23 protein-coding genes are annotated in these 17,548 nt (G+C 34.1%); 19 read left to right on the top strand and 4 right to left on the bottom strand.

All coding sequences use genetic code 11. The features are described from left to right. Window positions 1-219: 219 nt before the first annotated feature. From infA to truA, 11 genes are all read left to right on the top strand, one after another. Window positions 220-438, top strand: a complete 219-nt coding sequence (gene infA / locus CKV65_RS07220; RefSeq protein ID WP_027889371.1) for a translation initiation factor IF-1 — start codon at window positions 220-222, stop codon at window positions 436-438. Window positions 439-487: 49 nt separating this feature from the next. Further along, window positions 488-601, top strand: coding sequence for a 50S ribosomal protein L36 (gene rpmJ, locus CKV65_RS07215; protein WP_004092858.1), 114 nt, complete (start codon window positions 488-490; stop codon window positions 599-601). 15 nt (window positions 602-616) lie between these two features. Further along, entirely contained in the window at window positions 617-985 is a 369-nt protein-coding gene (gene rpsM, locus CKV65_RS07210; RefSeq protein ID WP_027889372.1) for a 30S ribosomal protein S13, read from the top strand. Window positions 986-1,004: 19 nt separating this feature from the next. Then, on the top strand, window positions 1,005-1,397 hold the full coding sequence (gene rpsK / locus CKV65_RS07205) for a 30S ribosomal protein S11 (protein ID WP_018998532.1): 393 nt from the start codon (window positions 1,005-1,007) through the stop codon (window positions 1,395-1,397). Window positions 1,398-1,418: 21 nt separating this feature from the next. Beyond that, a complete protein-coding gene (gene rpsD / locus CKV65_RS07200; RefSeq protein WP_027889373.1) occupies window positions 1,419-2,012 on the top strand; it encodes a 30S ribosomal protein S4 in 594 nt (197 codons plus the stop codon). 43 nt (window positions 2,013-2,055) lie between these two features. After that, window positions 2,056-3,012 (top strand): DNA-directed RNA polymerase subunit alpha, encoded by a 957-nt coding sequence (locus CKV65_RS07195; RefSeq protein ID WP_027889374.1) that lies wholly within the window; start codon window positions 2,056-2,058, stop codon window positions 3,010-3,012. Between the two features lie 20 nt (window positions 3,013-3,032). Beyond that, complete coding sequence (rplQ, locus tag CKV65_RS07190; RefSeq protein ID WP_027889375.1) at window positions 3,033-3,374, top strand: 50S ribosomal protein L17; 342 nt, start codon at window positions 3,033-3,035, stop codon at window positions 3,372-3,374. 225 nt (window positions 3,375-3,599) lie between these two features. Beyond that, the gene (locus CKV65_RS07185; RefSeq protein ID WP_036254301.1) at window positions 3,600-4,457 is read left to right on the top strand and encodes an energy-coupling factor transporter ATPase; all 858 of its coding nucleotides are present in this window, start codon (window positions 3,600-3,602) and stop codon (window positions 4,455-4,457) included. Continuing rightward, on the top strand, window positions 4,448-5,314 hold the full coding sequence (locus tag CKV65_RS07180; protein ID WP_027889377.1) for an energy-coupling factor transporter ATPase: 867 nt from the start codon (window positions 4,448-4,450) through the stop codon (window positions 5,312-5,314). Before CKV65_RS07185 ends, CKV65_RS07180 begins: the two co-directional genes overlap by 10 nt. Next, window positions 5,308-6,135: an energy-coupling factor transporter transmembrane component T family protein gene (locus CKV65_RS07175; RefSeq protein ID WP_027889378.1), complete on the top strand. Its 828-nt coding sequence runs from the start codon at window positions 5,308-5,310 to the stop codon at window positions 6,133-6,135. Before CKV65_RS07180 ends, CKV65_RS07175 begins: the two co-directional genes overlap by 7 nt. Before the next feature lie 24 nt (window positions 6,136-6,159). Beyond that, complete coding sequence (gene truA / locus CKV65_RS07170) at window positions 6,160-6,930, top strand: tRNA pseudouridine(38-40) synthase TruA (RefSeq protein ID WP_027889379.1); 771 nt, start codon at window positions 6,160-6,162, stop codon at window positions 6,928-6,930. 74 nt (window positions 6,931-7,004) lie between these two features. Here the strand turns inward: truA and CKV65_RS07165 are convergent, their stop codons facing one another. After that, entirely contained in the window at window positions 7,005-7,784 is a 780-nt protein-coding gene (locus CKV65_RS07165) for a DUF134 domain-containing protein (protein ID WP_027889380.1), read from the bottom strand. Between the two features lie 158 nt (window positions 7,785-7,942). Between CKV65_RS07165 and CKV65_RS07160 the strand changes: the two genes are divergently transcribed. The 5 genes from CKV65_RS07160 (at window position 7,943) to mgrA (ending at window position 11,657) form a co-directional block, all read left to right on the top strand. After that, a complete protein-coding gene (locus CKV65_RS07160) occupies window positions 7,943-8,431 on the top strand; it encodes an NAD(+) diphosphatase (RefSeq protein WP_027889381.1) in 489 nt (162 codons plus the stop codon). A gap of 187 nt (window positions 8,432-8,618) precedes the next feature. After that, window positions 8,619-9,065 (top strand): DUF6978 family protein, encoded by a 447-nt coding sequence (locus CKV65_RS07155; protein ID WP_051177559.1) that lies wholly within the window; start codon window positions 8,619-8,621, stop codon window positions 9,063-9,065. A gap of 18 nt (window positions 9,066-9,083) precedes the next feature. Then, a complete protein-coding gene (locus CKV65_RS07150) occupies window positions 9,084-9,842 on the top strand; it encodes a DUF1829 domain-containing protein (protein ID WP_027889383.1) in 759 nt (252 codons plus the stop codon). A gap of 78 nt (window positions 9,843-9,920) precedes the next feature. After that, window positions 9,921-10,505 carry a sugar O-acetyltransferase gene (locus CKV65_RS07145; protein ID WP_027889384.1) on the top strand — a complete coding sequence of 195 codons (585 nt, stop codon included), beginning with the start codon at window positions 9,921-9,923 and terminating at the stop codon, window positions 10,503-10,505. Between the two features lie 156 nt (window positions 10,506-10,661). After that, window positions 10,662-11,657 carry an L-glyceraldehyde 3-phosphate reductase gene (gene mgrA / locus CKV65_RS07140; RefSeq protein WP_027889385.1) on the top strand — a complete coding sequence of 332 codons (996 nt, stop codon included), beginning with the start codon at window positions 10,662-10,664 and terminating at the stop codon, window positions 11,655-11,657. Window positions 11,658-11,710: 53 nt separating this feature from the next. On the opposite strand, the gene CKV65_RS07135 is transcribed toward mgrA, so the two are convergent. After that, entirely contained in the window at window positions 11,711-12,358 is a 648-nt protein-coding gene (locus tag CKV65_RS07135; protein WP_036254304.1) for a flavodoxin, read from the bottom strand. An 86-nt stretch (window positions 12,359-12,444) separates the two neighbouring features. Here CKV65_RS07135 and CKV65_RS11005 point away from each other — a divergent pair, with 86 nt between their 5' ends. Further along, complete coding sequence (locus tag CKV65_RS11005; RefSeq protein WP_071601697.1) at window positions 12,445-13,671, top strand: methylated-DNA--[protein]-cysteine S-methyltransferase; 1,227 nt, start codon at window positions 12,445-12,447, stop codon at window positions 13,669-13,671. A 3-nt stretch (window positions 13,672-13,674) separates the two neighbouring features. On the opposite strand, the gene CKV65_RS07120 is transcribed toward CKV65_RS11005, so the two are convergent. Beyond that, window positions 13,675-14,835, bottom strand: a complete 1,161-nt coding sequence (locus CKV65_RS07120) for an MFS transporter (RefSeq protein WP_027889387.1) — start codon at window positions 14,833-14,835, stop codon at window positions 13,675-13,677. A 97-nt stretch (window positions 14,836-14,932) separates the two neighbouring features. Then, window positions 14,933-15,772 (bottom strand): SDR family oxidoreductase, encoded by an 840-nt coding sequence (locus CKV65_RS07115; protein WP_027889388.1) that lies wholly within the window; start codon window positions 15,770-15,772, stop codon window positions 14,933-14,935. A 247-nt stretch (window positions 15,773-16,019) separates the two neighbouring features. Between CKV65_RS07115 and CKV65_RS07110 the strand changes: the two genes are divergently transcribed. Together CKV65_RS07110 and CKV65_RS07105 are read left to right on the top strand one after the other, a co-directional pair. Next, the gene (locus CKV65_RS07110; RefSeq protein WP_027889389.1) at window positions 16,020-16,910 is read left to right on the top strand and encodes a LysR family transcriptional regulator; all 891 of its coding nucleotides are present in this window, start codon (window positions 16,020-16,022) and stop codon (window positions 16,908-16,910) included. Between the two features lie 82 nt (window positions 16,911-16,992). Then, complete coding sequence (locus tag CKV65_RS07105; protein WP_027889390.1) at window positions 16,993-17,472, top strand: flavodoxin; 480 nt, start codon at window positions 16,993-16,995, stop codon at window positions 17,470-17,472. The last annotated feature ends 76 nt before the right edge of the window (window positions 17,473-17,548 follow it).

Below are 17,548 nucleotides of genomic sequence, written 5' to 3'. Positions count from 1 at the left end.
AAAAAATCACTGATAATGATATATTTAAACGCTGTAATATGTTATAATTAATATTCGGGCAGTAAACAAATAAGTTTTACTGCGGCAGATAACAATAATGTTGGGCATGGCATTGCTGTAAAAACGGATTACTGACAGGTTTGGGCATATCATGGGCATGATAATTCAAACCTCATAGAGTTTTCGGCCCAACTTAAGCTTTAATTGAAGGAGAATTTCATGTCTAAGCAAGATGTAATTGAAGTTGAAGGTAAAGTAGTAGAAGCTTTGCCTAATGCAATGTTTAAAGTAGAGCTAGAAAATGGACACATTGTTTTAGCTCATGTATCTGGTAAAATTCGCATGAATTTTATTCGCATCCTGCCGGGTGATAAAGTTACTATTGAACTTACGCCTTATGATTTGACCAGAGGCCGAATCACTTACCGTTTTAAATAAGACCTAATATTTTTTAGGCATTATAGCAATGTAAAAGGAGGTACATGCAGTGAAAGTTAGACCATCAGTAAAACCAATTTGTGAAAAATGTAAAGTTATTAAACGCAAAGGTCATGTAATGGTTATTTGCGAAAACCCTAAACATAAACAGAAACAAGGATAAGGAGGTGCTCATTGTATGGCACGTATTGCTGGTGTAGATTTACCACGCGATAAACGAGTTGAAATTGCTTTAACATATATTTTTGGTATTGGTCTTAAAACTTCTCAAAGTATTTTAGCTGCTACTGGTATTAATCCAGATACTAGAGCACGTGATCTTACTGAAGATGAAGTTGCTAAGTTACGTGAATATATCGATAAAAATCACCTTGTAGAAGGTGACCTTCGTCGTGAAATTTCTTTGAATATTAAACGTTTAGTTGAAATCGGCTGCTACAGAGGTAGACGTCATCGTTTAGGTTTACCTGTACGTGGTCAGAACACTAAAAACAACGCTCGTACTCGTAAAGGTCCTAAAAAGACTGTAATGGGTAAAAAAGGCTAAGAAGAAGGAGGTTTAATAAGTGGCAGCAAATAAAACATCTCGTCCAAAGAGAAAAGATCGTAAAAACGTCGAATACGGTGTTGCACACATTCGTTCGACTTTCAATAATACAATTGTTACTATCACTGATAAAAATGGTAATGCTTTATCTTGGGCTAGTGCTGGTGGACTTGGTTTCAGAGGTTCCAGAAAAAGCACTCCATTCGCAGCTCAGATGGCAGCAGAAGTTGCAGCAAAAGCAGCTATGGAACATGGTTTAAAACAGGTTGAAGTTTATGTAAAAGGTCCTGGTGCAGGTCGTGAAGCTGCAATCAGATCTTTACAGGCAACTGGTCTTGAAGTAAACATGATTAAAGATGTTACTCCAATTCCTCATAATGGTTGTCGTCCGCCTAAACGTAGAAGAGTATAATTAGGAGGTTGAAATAGAAATATGGCTATTGACAGAGTTCCTTCTCTGAAAAGATGTCGCTCCCTCGGCTTAGAAACAGCAGTAGTTGGTCTTGCAAAAAGCTCCAAAAGACAGCCTAAACGTTCTGGCCGTAAAGTAAGCGAATACGGAATGCAGTTAAAAGAAAAACAAAAAGCTAAATTTATATATGGTGTATTAGAAAAACAGTTTAGATCCTACTATGACAAAGCTCAGAAAATGCAGGGTATCACTGGTGAAAACTTACTTTGCCTTCTCGAACGCAGAATTGACAATGTTGTTTTCCGCTTAGGTCTTGCATCTACTCGCCGTCAGGCTCGTCAGCTTGTTTCTCATGGACATATCACTGTAAATGGCAAACGCCTCAACATTCCATCTGCACTCGTTAGTGTTGGTGATGTTATCGGTGTTAAAGAAAAAAGCCGTTCTACTGAATTGTTCAAAGAAATTGCTGAAAGCAAAAATGCTTTAAGCGTACCGGCTTGGCTTACTGCTGATATTCAAAATCTTACTGGTTCTGTTACTAGATTCCCGAACCGTGATGAAATCGATGTTCCAGTTAACGAACAGGCGATTGTCGAATTGTACTCCAAATAATATGTCTGTGTTATATAGCGTATAGAATAGGAGGTTACTTCAGATGATCGAAATCGAAAAACCAAAGATTGAGATTGTAGAAATTAGCGAAGACAGTCGTTATGGCAAATTTGTCTGCGAACCATTGGAACGCGGATATGGTACTACTCTTGGCAACAGCTTACGTCGTATTTTGTTGTCCTCTTTAGAGGGTGCTGCTATAACATCTATCAAAATTGATGGTGTTCTTCATGAATTCTCTACTATTCCTGGGGTTCGTGATGATGTAACAAACATTATCTTAAATTTAAAAGAATTGTGCTTGAAAATGCACGATGAAGAACCTCATACCATTCGTATAGATGTTACTGGTGAAAAAGAAGTAACAGCAGCTGACATCATAGTTGATTCCGATATTGAAATTCTTAATAAAGATTTGCATATCGCTACTGTTGATGAAACTGGTTCTTTGAAAATGGAAATGGTGGTTGAACGTGGACGTGGATATACTCCTGCGGATAAAAACAAAAAACCTGACCAGGTTATTGGTATTATCCCAATCGATTCCATCTTCTCTCCTATTCAAAGAGTTAATTACACAGTAACGGATACTCGTGTTGGTAATGTTACCGATTATGATAAACTTACATTAGAAGTATGGACTGATGGTTCTATTAAACCGGAAGAAGCAGTTAGTAAATCTGCAAGCATCTTGATTGCACATTTACGCTTATTCCAGAACATGGGTGGTTCTGTAGAAGATATCTCTGCAGATGAAGACATTCTTAATAGTCCGGAAGAAGATAATACTTCTAAAGTAATGGACATGACAATCGAGGATCTTGATTTGTCTGTACGTTCTTATAACTGCTTAAAGAGAGCAGAAATCAACACTGTTGCAGATTTAATGCAAAAGAGTGAAGAAGATATGATTAAGGTTAGAAATCTTGGTCGTAAATCTCTCGAAGAAGTTAAAAAGAAATTACAGGAATTAGGATTAACACTCGCTGACAAAGAATAACAGGAAAGGACAGGCTGCTAATGGGCTACAGTAAATTAGGACGCAACTCCAGCGCACGCAAAGCATTGTTCCGCAGTGTACTGGTTTCCTTATTTAAACATGAACGCATTGAAACAACTGAAGCGAAAGCTAAAGAAATCAGCGGTCTTGCAGAAAAACTCATTACACTTGCAAAACGCGATGATTTAAGCGCTCGCCGTCAGGTTGTTGCTGAACTTGTTGATAAAGAAGTTGCTAAAAAATTATTCGATGAAATTGCACCTAAATATAAAGAACGCAATGGTGGATACACTCGTATCCTTAAATTAGGAGTTCGCCGCGGTGACGCTGCTCCTATGGCTCTTCTTGAATTAGTAAAATAATTTAGGTTCATTGAAATATATGATATGAGAGGCGGTCTTTATGGGCCGCCTTCGTCTTATCACGTAAGCTAAAAATTTGAAATGGATTTTTTGGTTTACTTGATAAGATGATTGTGTTGACAATTAAAACTTAGTATAATAAGAACTGTGATTTTACACAGTTCTTATTTTTTTAGTAAAAACATAGTGTATTTGCTATGAATTTTTAATAAATAAATATAGGTGATGAGTTTGGAATTTATAAAAATTGAACATCTTACACATATATTTAAAAGTAATGATGAACAAAAAAAGGATTTAAAAGCTTTAGATGATATTAATTTGAGTATCAATAAAGGTGAATTTATTGCAATCATTGGAGTAAATGGTTCAGGAAAATCTACACTTGCCAAGCATTTAAATGGCTTGTTATTGCCGACAGAAGGGGCTTGCTTTGTAGATGGCATAAAAGTTGAAGACAGTGAAGAAATCTGGAAGATACGACAAAAAGTCAGCATGGTTTTTCAAAATCCAGACAATCAGATAATCGCTACAATCGTGGAAGATGATATAGCTTTCGGCCCAGAAAATATGGGCTTGCCACGAGAAGAGATAAGAGAAAGAGTGGAATTTGCTTTAAAATCTTTGCATATTGAGCATTTACGCAAATTTGCACCGCATTTATTATCAGGCGGTCAAAAACAATTGACGGCAATAGCTGGGGCGATTGCCATGCGTACAAATTGTCTAGTATTAGATGAACCGACAGCGATGCTTGACCCGCAAGGCAGAATTGCTGTAATGAAGGCATTGAAGGAATTGCATGAAAAATATAATATGACGATAATAATGATTACGCATTTTATGGAAGAAGCGATGCAGACTCAGCGTATTATAGTCATGGATGATGGCAAAGTAATTCGAGATGGCACGCCAAAGCAGATATTTGAGGATAAAAAGAAATTAAAGGCTTTGGGACTGGAAGTGCCACTTAGCGTTGATATTGCAGATGAACTCAGACATAGAGGTGTAAAAATTTCTGATGATGTATTTACAGCTGAGCAATTAGCGGTTGAATTGGAGAAGGTCGTATCATGTCGATAGAGATAAGAAATGTAACGCATATTTATATGGAGAAAACGCCATATGAAAAAATGGCATTAGATGATGTGAGCTTGACGATTGAAGAAGGCTCATTTACAGCGATAGCAGGGCATACAGGTTCAGGAAAGTCTACACTCATGCAACATATAAATGGTCTTTTGACTCCAGATAAGGGCATGGTGCATATTGATGGCATAGATATCAATAAGAAAAATAAAGCATCTTTTACAGCTCGTCGCAGTGTAGGACTTGTTTTTCAGTATCCAGAACAGCAGTTATTTGAAGAAACTGTATCAAAAGATATCGCTTTTGGCCCTAAAAATTTTGGGCTTAGTGAAGATGAAATAAAAGAGCGCGTTAAAGATGCAATGGAATTTGTCGAGCTAGATTATGAAGAATATAAGGATAAATCACCGTTTGAACTTAGCGGTGGACAGATGCGTCGCGTTGCAATTGCTGGAATTATCGCGTTAAAGCCTAAATATCTTGTTTTAGATGAGCCGACAGCTGGGCTTGACCCGCAACTTAAAGCTAATTTATTAAACAAAATAAAGAAGTTGCACAGCAAAGAAAAAATGACGATTATAATGGTTTCACACAATATGGATGATATAGCAAAACTTGCCGATAAAGTAGCCGTTATGAACCATGGAAAGCTCATGATATATGATAAGCCTGATAAGGTTTTCGCTAATCGACAAATCATAAAAGATGCTGGGCTTTTAGAACCAGAAGTAATGCAGTTATTACAAAAAATCAAAGATAAAGGCTTAGATGTAAATGTGAATGTTTTAAATAAAAACGATGCCTTGAAAGAAATTTTAACATCTTTGAGAAAGCGGGGAATAAAATGCTGACAGATATAAAAATAGGGCAATATTTTCCTGCCAATTCGATATTGCATAAGATAGATGCTAGATTTAAGATTGTAAGTCTATTATTTTTGATTGTAGGAATTTTTATCTTCGATAATCAATTATCGTATATTATTTGGTGTTTAATCGTTGCTGGATTGATAAAAATATCTAAAATCCCTGTAAAAATGTTTTACAATTCGATTAAGCCGATAATCTGGATTATTTTATTCACTTTTGTGCTTCATATATTCAGTGGAAATGGTGAGCCTTTAGTACAGATATGGAAACTTAGCATAACATGGAATGGTATATCAAATGGCGCTTTTATATGTTTGAGATTATTATTATTAATGTTTGGTGCATCACTTCTCACATTTACAACGCCACCGCTTGTACTAGCTGATGCGATTGAAGATTTGATGAATCCATTGAAAAAAATAGGCGTGCCAGCACATGAATTGGCAATGATGATGACGATAGCGCTTCGATTTATTCCTACATTGTTAGAAGAAACAGATAAGATAATTAAAGCGCAAAAATCGCGTGGTGCAGATTTTGAAACAGGTAATATTTTTGTGCGCATGAAATCCGTCATGCCTGTATTAATTCCATTGTTTATCAGTGCGTTTCGCCGTGCTGATGAACTAGCGATGGCTATGGAAGCTAGATGCTATCATGGCGGTATTGGCAGAACGAGATTAAAAGAATTGAAAATGCAAAGACGCGATTATACAGCTATGATTATCGGCATAGTTATCATCGTTGTTTTAATCGGCATAAAGATATTTTTACCGGATTTAGTTTTGTTTAGTTTAGGTTAATTGCTAATATAAAGGAATGAAAAGATGAGACCGGAACATAAAGAGATGATGAAGGCACGAGCGCGCAATATCAAATTGACGCTATCGTATGATGGAACGAATTATCACGGTTTTCAAAGACAAAATAAAGTGATTGCAGTGCAAAATGTATTGGAAGATGTGCTACATAAATTATTCGGCGATAGCATAGAACTTGCAGCAGCAGGTAGAACAGACGCAGGCGTTCATGCTATGGGGCAAGTCGTAAATTTCTTTACAGATGGAACGATACCGATTGAACGCGTAGCATATGCGGCAAATAGACTTTTGCCTGATGATATTGTGATTACAAAGGCAGAAGAAACGGATAAAGATTTCAGTGCGCTTCACTGTGTACAGTCAAAGATTTATTTGTATAAAATATATCAATCGCCAATAGCTGACCCATTTTTGACGAGATATTATTGGCATGTGAATAAAAATTTAAATTTAGAAAATATGCAAGAAGCTTTAAAATACATTGAAGGAGAACATGATTTTTCTTCATTCCGTTCAGTTGGGGGAAATGATACAAGTCCCGTGCGTGAAATATATGAAGCGAGTTGCAAGCAAGAAGGCAATATTTTCATCTTTAAATTTTGGGGCAGTGGTTTTTTATATCACATGGTTAGAAATATCATGGGGCTTGTTGCCAATATCGGTCTTGGTAGAGTGGATAAAGATGAGATGCCTCGAATTATCGAAGCTAAAAATAGAGCTTTAGCAGGAAGAATGGCACCAGCAAATGGACTATATTTATATAAAGTTTATTATTGAGAAATTATTTATTGATGAAATAATAAAACCCGTAGAAACTAATCTACGGGTTTTTTGTCGTATATGAAGTTTTATTAATGATTGCCAGCACAGCCGTGTTTATCTTCACCGCAGTTATGTTGACCGCAGGAATGTTGATGGTTGTGATGGTTGCATGTTGCATTAGCAGTATAAGTGAGTGTGCCAGCAAGATATGCTTTTACAGCTTCATCAGCGTTGCCCATAACGCCGCCTAAAAGTTTGATACCAGCTTGTGCAAGTGCGTTTTGTGCGCCGCCGCCAATACCACCGCAGATTAAAACATCAGCTTTTGCTTCATTTAAAAATGCAGCGAGAGCGCCGTGTCCATGTCCGTTTGTATCGATGATTTGTTCATTTAAGATTTGATTGTTTTCGATATCGTATATTTTAAATTGAGCTGTATGACCAAAATGCTGGAAAATATTTCCATTATCGTAAGTAACTGCTATTCTCATGATATTGTCTCCTTTTTTTGCAATGGATAAATTAATTTTAAAATGTCTTTCTTGTTTAGGGCAAATTCTATGGCAATTTGTCGGCATTTCACTGCAAATGCGATAGTTGCCACCAGAAATTAATAGTTTTTTGCCGTTGATAATGCTGTCGGCTATTTTATATCGAGCTGTTTCATAGATTTCTGTAACAGTCGTGCGTGAAATCTCCATTTGTTTAGCACATTCTAAATGAGTTAGTTTTTCTAAATCAATCAGGCGAATTACTTCGTATTCATCAACAGAAAGTATGATTTTTTCACCACAGGAAAATCCTTCTGGCGTAAAACTGTCATAAGCAGGTTCAAAACAAATACGGCGACATTTACTAGGTCGTGCCATGAAATCACCTCGCAAAAAACTATTTCCGACATATGTCGATTATTATTATATCATTGTGAATTGAAAAATACAATACTAGATATCAATATGGCTTTAATGGATTATGATATAATAAGAGCATAATAATCTAATAAAAAATATCAGTGGAAGGAAATATAATGAGTGCTAAGTATTGTCATGAATGTAGAAGTAAATTGACTGAAAAAGAACTTGAAAACGAAGGTATTATTCCATTTTGTCCGAAGTGTAATCAATATCGTTTTCCTATGTACAATGTTGCAGTTAGCATGATTGTAATAAATAAAGAAACAAATAAGATACTGCTCGTAAAACAGTATGGAAAACCGTTTTATATTCTTGTGGCGGGTTATGTGAATAGAACGGAACAACTAGAACACGCTGTAGCAAGGGAAATAAAAGAAGAAACGGGAATGAATGTATCTTCTATTAAATTCAACCGAACGAGTTTTTATGAACCTTCAAATGTATTGATGTGCAATTTTACTGCATTTGTAGAAAATGATAGTGATTTTTGTGTCAATGAAGAAATTGATGATTATAGTTGGTTTACCTACGAAGACGCAAGAAAATATATACGTGAAAATAGTCTTGCAGCATATTTTTTAAATGCTTATCTTGATGAATAAATTTATATAATGGAATAAAAAATAATATATAAAATAAAAAGGTTACCTCAAAATATAAGGGTAACCTTTTTGTTTATGTAAAAAACTCTTTTATGTTATAATAAAAATAAAATTGTTTTAATATGAGCAGTTATTTATCAGTAAAAAATAATATTCGATTTATATATAATAAAAGAAGGTAATAAATGTGGCTTCTATAAAAATTACTCAAGAAGAAGCAGAAAAACTATTAAAAATGTTAAAACATACATTAGTAAATGAAATACAATTTCCATCACCAGGGAAATCAATAGAATTTAATGTTGCAGGAAAAACAAAAGAAAATATTTTTGTTATTAATATATTTAGAGGGAAAATAAATCGTTTAAAATATAATATAGGTGCTCGTGTTATGAAGAATGGAATTGTATTGTTAGAATTACATATAAATCCATCAAATAGACCTCCTAATCCAGATGGTGAATTAATAACGGGAAACCATTGGCATATATATAGTGAAAAGTATGAGTTAAAATGGGCTTTTCCTGCTGATGATATAAATAGTGAAGATTTTGAAAAAAATACAATTTTATTTTTAACAAAGTTTAATGTGATTGAAAAGCCAAATATAATTTATCAAGCAGAATTAATATAATTATAGGGAGGTGTAATCTTGGATATTCAGAAATTAATAAATGATTATACTGATTGGCTAAAAAGTGAAATTACTTTTGAAAAAATAGGAGAGTATTATGAGATTACTACTCCATATTTAGATAGTGCAAATGATTATCTGCAACTTTATGTAAAGCAAGAAGATAATCAGATTTTATTTACCGATGATAGCATGACTATTAATAATTTAAAAATGCACGGTATTACGTTGACAAAAAATCGTAAAATTCAACTCCAAAGAATATTGTATCAATATGGTGTTCAATTAGATGGTGATGAATTAATAGCAAAAGCACCAATAAATAATTTTCCTCAAAAGAAGCATTTATTTATTCAAGCTATGCTTAGAATAGATGATATGTTTTCTTTATCTAAAACAAGAGTTTCATCTCTATTTTTAGATGATGTGCAAGAGTTTTTTGCGGAAAAAGAAATTTATTGTACAGATAATGTTCAATTTATGGGTAAATCAGGGTTTTCACATAACTATGATTTTTTGATACAGAGAAGTAAAACAAAACCAGAACGATTATGTCAAGCAGTTAATAATCCTAATAAAACAGCAATGAGTAATATACTTTTTGCGTGGAACGATACAAAATTAGTTAGAGGAAATAATAGTCAATTGATTGTTATTTTGAATGACCAAAATTCTATAGGCAAAGGGATTGAAGAAGCTTTTATTACTTATGAAACAAAAGTAATTCTTTGGAGTAAAAGAAATAATCCTAATAATATAGAATTGTTATCTGCTTAATATTTATATTACTATGATGAAAAATCTATTAATAGATTTATGTTATAATAGAAGAAAAACTAAAAAGGGGCTGGGTTTATGACTGAAAAAGAGAAAATGCAAAAGGGCATGTGGTATGATGCTAATTACGACAAAGAACTTTTAGCGGAACGATTAGAAGCTGATGATTTATGTCATGAATTTAATCAAACTCGTCCAAAAGATGTAGCGAAGAGAGAAGCACTGCTCGCAAAGCTTTTGCCGAATAAAGCGAAAGATGTAAGCATTTTAGCTCCTTTTTATGTGGATTACGGTAAAAATTGTATAATTGGTGAAAGTTGTTTTATAAATCACGGTGCGTATTTGATGGATTGTGCAACAATTAAAATCGGTAAAAATTGTTTCATTGGGCCAAATTGCGGTATGTATACAGCAAGCCATCCAATCATAGCGGAAGAACGCAATGAAGGTTTTGAAAAAGCTACGCCGATTACCATTGAAGATAATGTTTGGCTTGGCGGAGATGTTACGATTTTGCCAGGTGTAACGATTGGCGAAGGCAGTATAATCGGTGCAAAAAGCCTCGTTTGCAAAGACATTCCACCAAATGTTGTAGCTGTAGGCAATCCTTGCAAACCAATTCGCACGATAGGCGAAAATGATAGAATTAATTTGAAAAAATAACATGAGATATGAAAAAGAGTTGTAATAGAATGTGTTTAAAGCATTTTATTGCAACTTTTTTATTTTATAGTGAAAAGCTTATAAGCATATGAATTTTAATATATTTGGTAGTATAATAAAAAATATAAAATACGGCGCAATGGAGGTATATACTGTATGTATACAGCAGCTAAAAGTAGATATGATTCAATGAAATATGTTCATTGTGGTAAAAGCGGTCTTTGCCTGCCACAAATTTCTCTCGGTCTTTGGCATAATTTCGGTGATACAGCTTTATTTGCTAATATGAAACAGCTTTGTTTTACAGCTTTTGACAATGGTATAACTCATTTTGATTTAGCGAATAATTACGGGCCAGAACCAGGCAGTGCTGAAAAGAATTTTGGTCGAATTTTAAAAGAAGATTTAATGGCTTATCGTGATGAATTGGTAATCAGTACAAAAGCTGGTTATGAAATGTGGAACGGCCCTTATGGAAATTGGGGCAGTAGAAAACATATGCTGGCAAGTCTTGACCAGAGCTTAAAACGCATGGGGCTTGAATATGTAGATATCTTTTACCATCATCGCATGGATAAAAACACACCGCTTGAAGAAACGATGAGCGCACTCAACCAAGCAGTTAAAAGCGGTAAGGCAATTTATGCAGGTCTTTCAAATTACGATGGTGAAACACTAGCCAAGGCTACAGCTATTTTAAATGAAATGCATTGTCCATTTATCATTAATCAAAATAGATATTCTATTTTTGACCGCACTATTGAAAATAATGGTTTAAAAGAAACTGCGCATAAATTGCAAAAAGGCATTATCGCTTTCAGTCCTTTGGCACAAGGTATGCTCACGGATAAATATTTGCATGGAATTCCAAGCGATAGCCGTATAAAAACTGATGGCCGTTTCTTAAAAGCAGCTGCACTTACTGAAAGTCGTTTAAATCAGATTGCAAAATTAAATGAAATGGCAAAAGATAGAGGACAGACTTTGGCGGAAATGGCACTTAGTTGGGTACTTAAAGATGGCATAGTAACAAGCGTTTTAATCGGTGCTTCAAAACCTATGCAGATTTTGGACAATATAAAAGCAATAGAAAATACTTCATTTACAGACGAAGAACTTAAAAAAATAGATGAAATATCTTTAGCAGAATAAAAAATAAGCCAAACATTGGAGGAAAGTTAAACTAATGTTTGGCTTTTAATATATTATTTTATATTTAAACTATCAATCCAAGCTGCGATTTCATCTTGTGATGTACTGCGACCGATAAGTCTGCCATCAAGCCAATTCATATTGCTATAAGTGGATTTTAACTGATTGGCACTGTTGGTGATGGTGCTACCGCCAGAAGTGCAAAACGGAATTACTTTTTTACCAGAAAAATCATAGCTTTCTAAGAATGTATTGATGACGCGAGGTGCTTGGTCCCACCAGATTGGATAGCCGACGAAAATCACATCGTATTGTTGGAAGTTGTCGACTGTTCCAGCAAGAGCAGGGCGAATAGATGTATCATGCTGTTCTTTAGTTGCACGAGTTGTATCATCATTGTAGCGCAAGTCATCAGCAGTATAAGGCTCGGCTGGTGTGATTGCGTACAAATCGCCACCTGTTGCTGTAGCGATTTTTTGAGCGGCATTTTCAGTATTGCCAGTGCAAGAAAAATAAGCGACTAATATTTTAGAATTAGAAGATGGCGCATTATCTGTATTTTCATTAGTGGAAGCACTTTGTTGAGTTTCTGGTGTGGTTTTTGTATTGTTATCAGAAGAATTTTCTGAAGCACAAGCACTGAGGCAGAAAATCAATAAAGCTGAAAATATGAGAACGATTATTTTAGATAATTTTTTCATTTTAATGACTCCCTTCGTTGTTTTATTTAAATTTAGTGTAACATTGCAAATAATTGATAGCAAATACTTAGTTAGAATGATGAAAAATGTTTAAAAAGCATGATAAAGTAGGTGATGATGTGTATTTTAATTATAGTGAAGAAGAATTGCTTTATTTAAAGCGAAAGGATAAAAAATTAGCGCAGGTCATTGATAAAATAGGATATATAAAAAGAGAAACGGACACGGATTTATTTTCATCAGTGATACATGCGATAGTGGGACAGCAGATTTCTACAAAAGCACATCGAACGATTTGGCAAAGAATACAAAATCATTATGGGCAAATAACGCCGAGTATTTTAATAAAATCGACTGCACAAGAATTGCAAAAAATGGGAATTAGTCTGCGCAAAGCGGAATACATCATGGATTTTGTGCGAAAGGTTTATTTAGGTCAATTCGTTTTATCTGATGTGCAAAAAGCTGATGATGAAGAGGCTATAACGAAACTTTGTAGTTTAAAAGGCATTGGACGCTGGACAGCGGAGATGATTTTATTATTTTGCCTAGAGAGAAAGAATATTTTTAGTTTTGATGATTTAGCAATACGGCGCGGGTTGTCGATGGTCTATCATCGTAAAAATATCGACCGTAATTTATTTGAAAAATATCGCAAGCGATTTAATCCTTATGGCAGTATTGCGAGTTTGTATTTATGGGCTGTTTCCAGTGGTGCTATTCCAGATATGGTTGATTGTAGAGAAAATAAAAAAGCTGTAAAGATAAAAAAATCTACAGCTTCATTTGAGTATATGAAATACAAATATGAATATTCATCGCCTATAGGCAAGATAATCTTAACGAGTGATGGCGAAAAACTCACAGCATTGTGTTTTGATTTTGACAGGTATTTCAGCGCAAAGGCAAAAATGGCACAGTATAAGGATTTAGAAGTATTTGCGCAGACTGTAAAATGGCTCGATATGTATTTTAAAGGGAAAGAGCCGAATTTTATGCCACCAATTCATTTAGAAGGTACGGAATTTAGAAAAAGGGTATGGGAGATTTTGCAGACAATCCCATATGGAAAAGTTATATCATATGGTGAGATTTCCCGCAAAATAGCAGAAAAAAGAAAAGTGCCGAGAGTATCGGCACAGGCTGTTGGCGGTGCAGTGGGACACAATCCTATATCTATAATCGTGCCGTGCCACCGTGTTGTCGGAGTAAATGGTAATTTGACTGGATACGGTGGCGGGTTGGATAAGAAAATAGCCTTATTGAAATTGGAAAAAGTGGATATGAAGAATTTTTTCGCACCCAAGAAATAAAATTTAATTTAAAATATGTTTAGCTTTTTGGCGATAGAAGAAATAGCCGATTATAGCTAATGGTATCGTTATAAAAAATAATGGATAGAATAAATCTAAAGGGAAATGTTCATAGAAGAAGCCCGCAATAATTGGGCCGAGTGCCATGCCTAAATCAATGCCTATATAAAATGTGCTATTAGCAAGTCCGCGTTTATTTTTAGGTGCAAGCAGTAGCGCAGTAGATTGACAAACTGAATTTAAGATGCCAGTGCCACCAGCCATGAAGACGGAAGCAAGTAGCATATCAAAATCGTTTTGCATGGTGTTTAGAAAATACATGGAAAGGCAAGCACAGATTGTGCTAGATATAAAAAATACGCCGAAAGGCAATTTATCAAATAAGCTTTTTAAACTTATGCGCAATATTAAAAGAGCAATGGCATAAGCTGGGAAAAATAAACTTATATTGATATCGAGTTGTTTCGTTTCGATATAAGTTACGAGAAATGATTGAGTTGCACAGTATGGAATAGCAAACATCATCATGATGAATGCGATGGGAACTACATTTTTATCAATCAATTCTAGTTTAGAATTGGTTTTTGTAGTGGGAATTGGTTCATCTTTATCTTGTACGAATTGAATTATGATGATGGAGATTATTGCTGTAATTGTTGCAATCAAAAAAGCTACAGTGTAGTTGAAATTTTGATAGATGTATATGCCGATAGCTGGAGCGATTGCCATGCTCAAAGCATTCATAGTGCCATAAATGCCCATGCCTGAGCCGATTTTTTCTTGTGGCAATAAATCTGACATCCAAGTGGACATACAAGTCGAACAGCAAGCAAAACCAAGACCATTGATAATTCTAGCAATCATGATGATTATTGAATTAGTAGCTAGAGTATATCCTATGCAGGCAATTATGATGCAAATTATGCCGAATGAGGATATTTTGTATTTATTGATTTTGTCAGCATAAACCCCGATAATAGGTCTACTGATTAAAGAGCAGATATTCATTATTCCGCCGATAAGCCCCATCATAGTGCCACTTGCGCCGAGTGATTCAGAAAATCCTGTGATAATTGGTGTTATTAGCATTGGACTTGTCATATAAAAAAAGCTAGCGATTAGAATTAATGAAATATCTCTGTGTTGTTGATTTGAGTTTACCATATAAACACCGCCTTTATTATATGCTATATCTATATTATAACGCGCTAAAAACAAAAAAAGGCAATAACTAAGTATTGCCTTTTGTAAATTAATTGAATTATTTTTGAGGTTTTAAGGGGCCATAAAAATAAGAAGCAGTGGCTCCACCATCAATAAGGAAATCAGAACCAGTGACAAAAGAAGCTCTATCGCTCATTAAAAATTCAGCAATATTCGCTACTTCATCAGCAGTGCCGGGACGACCAGCAGGGCATTTAGCAAACATATTTTTGTAAAAATCTCCACGAATACCATTGAATTCATCAATTGCTAATGGAGTTACGATAATACCTGGTGAGATTGAATTGATACGCGCATTGCGTTTGCCCCATTTTACTGCTTCAGCCATAACGCGTTTTACGTTGCAACGTTTTGCAAGTTGATAGGCATGTAAAGTATCACGAATATTTTTAGGTTGAAGTATTTCTAATGAGAGCAATTCTTGTGTAGGAGTCATAGCCAATTGTTCATCTTCTTGTGGAGTAAGAGCAGGCATTCTGTGTCCTGATTGGCTGGAAATAGTTATACCAGTGCCACCTTCTTTTATAACTTTGCCTATTTCTTCAAGTAATACGGCTGTGCCGTACAAATCTACATTTAAAATTGTTTTTATAGAAGCTTGACTAGGTGAAACGCCAGCAGCATTTATTAGGGCAGATATTTCGCCGTATTTTTGAGATTCATTTATTAAATTGCATATGGAATCGCGAGAAGATAAATCCATTTCTAAAAAACTTGTATCAAAACCAGCATTTTGCATGATTTTAGAAATATTTTCAGCGTTTTTTATATTTTTATCACCGATTATGATTTTATGATTAAAGCCTACTCTTCTAGCTATAGCCATACCAATTTGACCTGCGCCAGTTAAAATTAATACATCTTTTTGTTTAGACATAGAAAAAATCCTTTCTATTTTGTAATTTTTGTTAAGTGCATAAAATACATTTTTCTTTGCTAGCTAAAGAAGGAATAATAAGTGTTTAAATTTTTACAATAAAATTAATTGGTATAGTAATTTTATTTACAGTAATATTGTAGAATAGTAGTTAAGTAAAAACAATTTTAATTGTAGATAGTATTAATAAGAAAAACTTATTCGAAATAAATTAAATTTTTTAGAGATGGCAAATTGAGGTGTTTTAATGCTTTTACGGCAGATTAAATATTTTGTAACAGTAGTAGAATGTAATAGTTTTACTCAAGCAGCAGAAAAATGTTTTATTTCTCAATCAGCAATTTCTCAACAAATACGAGCATTAGAAAATGATATTGGTGTTGAGCTTCTTCAAAGAGAAAATAGAAAATTTTATTTAACTGATGCAGGTGAATATTTTTATCATCATGGTAAGGAGTTATTAAGTAAAGCAGAGAAAATAAAGCAAGAAACGTATAATATTGGTAAAAATAATAAAATGCAGTTAAAAATAGGTTATTTAAATTTTTATGATGGTATTAAGTTACAAAAAGTAATTGCTGATTTTTATAAAAAATATCCACAAATTGTAATTCAAATTATAAGTGGTAATCATGAAGATTTATATTATGGTTTGCGACATAATGAAATGGATATAGTTTTAAGTGACCAACGAAGAGCTTTTTCCGATGAATATGTAAATTTACATTTAGTTTATGGAAATTGCTATATAAAAATAGCTAAAAATAATGTTTTAGCTAGTAAAAAATTTGTGACTTTAGAAGATTTAAGATTTATACCATGTATTTTAGTAGCATCAAGACAGCAAGAAAATAATGAACAAGATTTTTATCAGAATACGCTTGGGTTTAATACGAAGTTTATTTTTGCTAAAACACTAGAAGAAGCGCAACTTATGGTAATTGCTAATCGTGGATTTATGCCAATTGAATTAATAGGAGATAAACAAGATAAATCGGATTTATTTAGTAAAATTCCGCTGTATCAAGATGGAAAACAGATACGGAGAAATTATTGTGCATTTTGGCGTAAAGAGAATACGAATTTTTATATTGAAGAATTTGTTAGGATATTAAAAGATTTTTTTAAAGAAGTATAATAAATGAATAAAAAATATTGACTTATAGTCGGCTTAAAGGAATAAAATAAGTGTAAATTGATTTTCAAGGAGTGATTATCATATGAAAGCTTTAGTAGCTTATTTTTCCGCAAGTGGACAAACAGCAAGACTTGCTAAAACTATTGCTGAGGTAACAGGTGGCGACTTTTACGAAATTGAACCAGCAGAAAAATACACATCTGCTGATTTAAATTGGAACAATAAACAAAGTCGCAGTACAAAAGAAATGAATGATTCATCTGCACGCCCAGAAATTTCGGGCAAGGTTTCTAATATGAATCAATACGATATAGTATTTATTGGTTTTCCTATTTGGTGGTACGTTGCACCGCGCATAATTCAGACTTTCCTTGAAAGTTATGATTTTGCAGGTAAAACAATAATTCCATTTGCAACTTCTGGTGGCAGTGGTATGGGAAATACGAATAGTGTATTAGAAAAATCCTGCTCTAAAAATGCGATTTGGAAAGATGGAAAACGCATGAGCAGTAGAGAAAGCGCATCTTCTGTGAAAAAATGGATAGATAGCTTGAATTTATAATTGATGAAAATAAAAACGCCCGCTTATACAGGCAATTAGGCTAGTATAGGCGGGCTGTTTTTTTATATATTATCAA

It is taken from the genome of Megamonas hypermegale, assembly GCF_900187035.1.
In the GTDB taxonomy this organism is placed as follows: Bacteria; Bacillota; Negativicutes; order Selenomonadales; family Selenomonadaceae; genus Megamonas; species Megamonas hypermegale.
The sequence above is the reverse complement of the archived record's forward strand: the minus strand, read 5'-3'. Positions and strand labels throughout refer to the sequence as shown.

What these genes read in the sequence shown, in the direction of transcription:
- infA (WP_027889371.1), top strand. Translation starts at nt 220, where the DNA reads ATGTCTAAGCAAGATGTAATTGAAGTTGAAGGTAAAGTAGTAGAAGCT.
- rpsM (WP_027889372.1), top strand. Translation starts at nt 617, where the DNA reads ATGGCACGTATTGCTGGTGTAGATTTACCACGCGATAAACGAGTTGAA.
- rpsD (WP_027889373.1), top strand. Translation starts at nt 1,419, where the DNA reads ATGGCTATTGACAGAGTTCCTTCTCTGAAAAGATGTCGCTCCCTCGGC.
- CKV65_RS07195 (WP_027889374.1), top strand. Translation starts at nt 2,056, where the DNA reads ATGATCGAAATCGAAAAACCAAAGATTGAGATTGTAGAAATTAGCGAA.
- rplQ (WP_027889375.1), top strand. Translation starts at nt 3,033, where the DNA reads ATGGGCTACAGTAAATTAGGACGCAACTCCAGCGCACGCAAAGCATTG.
- CKV65_RS07185 (WP_036254301.1), top strand. Translation starts at nt 3,600, where the DNA reads ATGAGTTTGGAATTTATAAAAATTGAACATCTTACACATATATTTAAA.
- CKV65_RS07180 (WP_027889377.1), top strand. Translation starts at nt 4,448, where the DNA reads ATGTCGATAGAGATAAGAAATGTAACGCATATTTATATGGAGAAAACG.
- CKV65_RS07175 (WP_027889378.1), top strand. Translation starts at nt 5,308, where the DNA reads ATGCTGACAGATATAAAAATAGGGCAATATTTTCCTGCCAATTCGATA.
- truA (WP_027889379.1), top strand. Translation starts at nt 6,160, where the DNA reads ATGAGACCGGAACATAAAGAGATGATGAAGGCACGAGCGCGCAATATC.
- CKV65_RS07165 (WP_027889380.1), bottom strand. Translation starts at nt 7,784, where the DNA reads ATGGCACGACCTAGTAAATGTCGCCGTATTTGTTTTGAACCTGCTTAT.
- CKV65_RS07160 (WP_027889381.1), top strand. Translation starts at nt 7,943, where the DNA reads ATGAGTGCTAAGTATTGTCATGAATGTAGAAGTAAATTGACTGAAAAA.
- CKV65_RS07145 (WP_027889384.1), top strand. Translation starts at nt 9,921, where the DNA reads ATGACTGAAAAAGAGAAAATGCAAAAGGGCATGTGGTATGATGCTAAT.
- mgrA (WP_027889385.1), top strand. Translation starts at nt 10,662, where the DNA reads ATGTATACAGCAGCTAAAAGTAGATATGATTCAATGAAATATGTTCAT.
- CKV65_RS07135 (WP_036254304.1), bottom strand. Translation starts at nt 12,358, where the DNA reads ATGAAAAAATTATCTAAAATAATCGTTCTCATATTTTCAGCTTTATTG.
- CKV65_RS11005 (WP_071601697.1), top strand. Translation starts at nt 12,445, where the DNA reads ATGTTTAAAAAGCATGATAAAGTAGGTGATGATGTGTATTTTAATTAT.
- CKV65_RS07120 (WP_027889387.1), bottom strand. Translation starts at nt 14,835, where the DNA reads ATGGTAAACTCAAATCAACAACACAGAGATATTTCATTAATTCTAATC.
- CKV65_RS07115 (WP_027889388.1), bottom strand. Translation starts at nt 15,772, where the DNA reads ATGTCTAAACAAAAAGATGTATTAATTTTAACTGGCGCAGGTCAAATT.
- CKV65_RS07110 (WP_027889389.1), top strand. Translation starts at nt 16,020, where the DNA reads ATGCTTTTACGGCAGATTAAATATTTTGTAACAGTAGTAGAATGTAAT.
- CKV65_RS07105 (WP_027889390.1), top strand. Translation starts at nt 16,993, where the DNA reads ATGAAAGCTTTAGTAGCTTATTTTTCCGCAAGTGGACAAACAGCAAGA.